Source organism: Micromonospora sp. NPDC050695, from assembly GCF_040654415.1.
Classification (GTDB): domain Bacteria; phylum Actinomycetota; class Actinomycetes; order Mycobacteriales; family Micromonosporaceae; genus Micromonospora.
The window spans coordinates 1-1710 of the sequence record NZ_JBFAHZ010000141.1; the positions used below are offsets into that span (position 1 = coordinate 1).

2 protein-coding genes are annotated in these 1710 nt (G+C 65.3%); both read right to left on the reverse strand.

What is annotated here, in order from left to right; translation table 11 throughout:
- Positions 1-77 precede the first annotated feature (77 nt).
- Positions 78-548 carry a DUF6879 family protein gene (locus tag AB0H52_RS31935; protein ID WP_357952012.1) on the reverse strand — a complete coding sequence of 157 codons (471 nt, stop codon included), beginning with the start codon at positions 546-548 and terminating at the stop codon, positions 78-80.
- 64 nt (positions 549-612) lie between these two features.
- On the reverse strand, positions 613-1605 hold the full coding sequence (locus AB0H52_RS31940) for a hypothetical protein (RefSeq protein ID WP_357952014.1): 993 nt from the start codon (positions 1603-1605) through the stop codon (positions 613-615).
- Positions 1606-1710: the final 105 nt, after the last annotated feature.

Below are 1710 nucleotides of genomic sequence, written 5' to 3' on the forward strand. Positions count from 1 at the left end.
CTTCACAAACACATGATCAACGGGCGGCTGCGTCCATGTCGGACGCCGCCCCCACCACATCCCAGCAGGTCAGACTGCTAATGGCGGCTGCCGTAGTAGACGGCCTCGTACATCACCTCGGTGCCGAGGGTGTAGATCTCCGGCACCTGACCGCCCGACTCGGCTGCCGCCACCGCGTCCGCGCCGACCACGTGGGTCAGACCGCCGTACTCGTGTCGCAGCCGCAGCACGTGGAGCTCCCACTGAAGGTAAGGCGTAAGGGGCTCTTCGACCACTCGTACCCGACGGGTGGCGAACCCGTTCTCGGTGATCCGCCGGTAGTAGCTCTGGAACTCGTGGCGGCGCGCGTCGAGGATCCGCAGCGAATCCTCCCACCGCCCGTCGGCAAACGCCTGCCAACCCTCGTCCCCGGGCTCCTTGAAGGTTTGCTGGCGTTCCAGCTTCCAGAAGCCCGGATCGCCGGTCTGCCAGAACCGGTCGTTGAAGTCCGCCCAGTAGTCCTCCAGGCGGAGTCGCTCGCCGGGATCCCCGCGGAACAGGTCATGCATCAGGTACGTCCACCTTCGCGGTGATCATGGCCGATCGGGGATGATGATAAGCCAGATTGTCCCGCTACCTGCGCTTCCACACGACCACGGCACCGGCTTTGGGGAGAATCCAGTCGTCCACGGAGATGGCGATGAACCGCGTGTCCTGCAAGCTGGGCGCGTACTCCACGGACGCCGGCCGGGTCAGGCCGAAGAAGTCCAGCGCGCGGATCCGGGCGATGTCCGGAACGGAGACGCTGATCGAGTACGTTGCGGCGAAGGTCGGCTTGGGCACCTCGAAGCTGAGCAGGTTACCGTCCGCCAGCACCTTCGCGTTGAACGAGTACTGCACGAAGACATCCGCCCGGTCGGTGAACTCCTCGGCGGGCGGGAAGGCGACGTACTCGCGCTCGGCGTCGTTCTTCTGAAACTGCACCTGCTGGCCGCCGAAGTTGACGCTCAATAGCGCGAACGCCTCGTCCCACTGGCTGTCGAACTCGCCGGTCGAGGGCAGCCGCCAGACGACGCCCATGTCACGCGCCCGCAGGAGCCGGTCGTAGTCGTCCTGCCAGCCGCCGACTTTGAACGTGAACCGCGTCCGCTTGACGTCGTTGGTGTGGTAACCGAACTGGAAGAACACGTCGTAGTAGTCGTGCTGACGTCCGCTGGTCTCCGCCTTGTGTAACCCGAACACCTCGGCTCGTACGACGAGGTTGCGCCACTGCTCCTCTGACTCGAACACGTTGTTTCGCAGCTTGCGGGCGATGACGCTGCCCAGCTCGGCGTTCCCGCTCCTCAGCCGCGCCGCGTTCTCGATCACCCTGTCCAACTCCTCGGGAGCGAGTTGTAAGGCCTCCAGCCGCGAGCCAGCGGCCAGCGATTGCGCTACCGCGGTCCGTACCCCTTCTTCCTGTTGCCGCAGCGCGGCCCGCACCATCTCCACGAACCGGTCCTCGGCCACCTGGTTGAGCAGGACCTGGAAGATGCTGATCGTCAGGCCGGCCTGGAAGATTGCCACCCCGACGTCGTAGACCCGCAACGTCGACCAGAGGCTCGTCGGAGTAGAGATGGCCAGCACGCCACCGGGACCAGGGCTATTGCGTTCTGGGGTAACTGCTGGTCACAGCGGTTATGAGGTCGTGTGAGCGACGGTCGGCGCGTCGGTTGGCGCGGGCGATGTTGG

Coding starts and splice junctions, on each gene's coding strand:
- AB0H52_RS31935 (WP_357952012.1), bottom strand. CDS start 548: ATGCATGACCTGTTCCGCGGGGATCCCGGCGAGCGACTCCGCCTGGAG.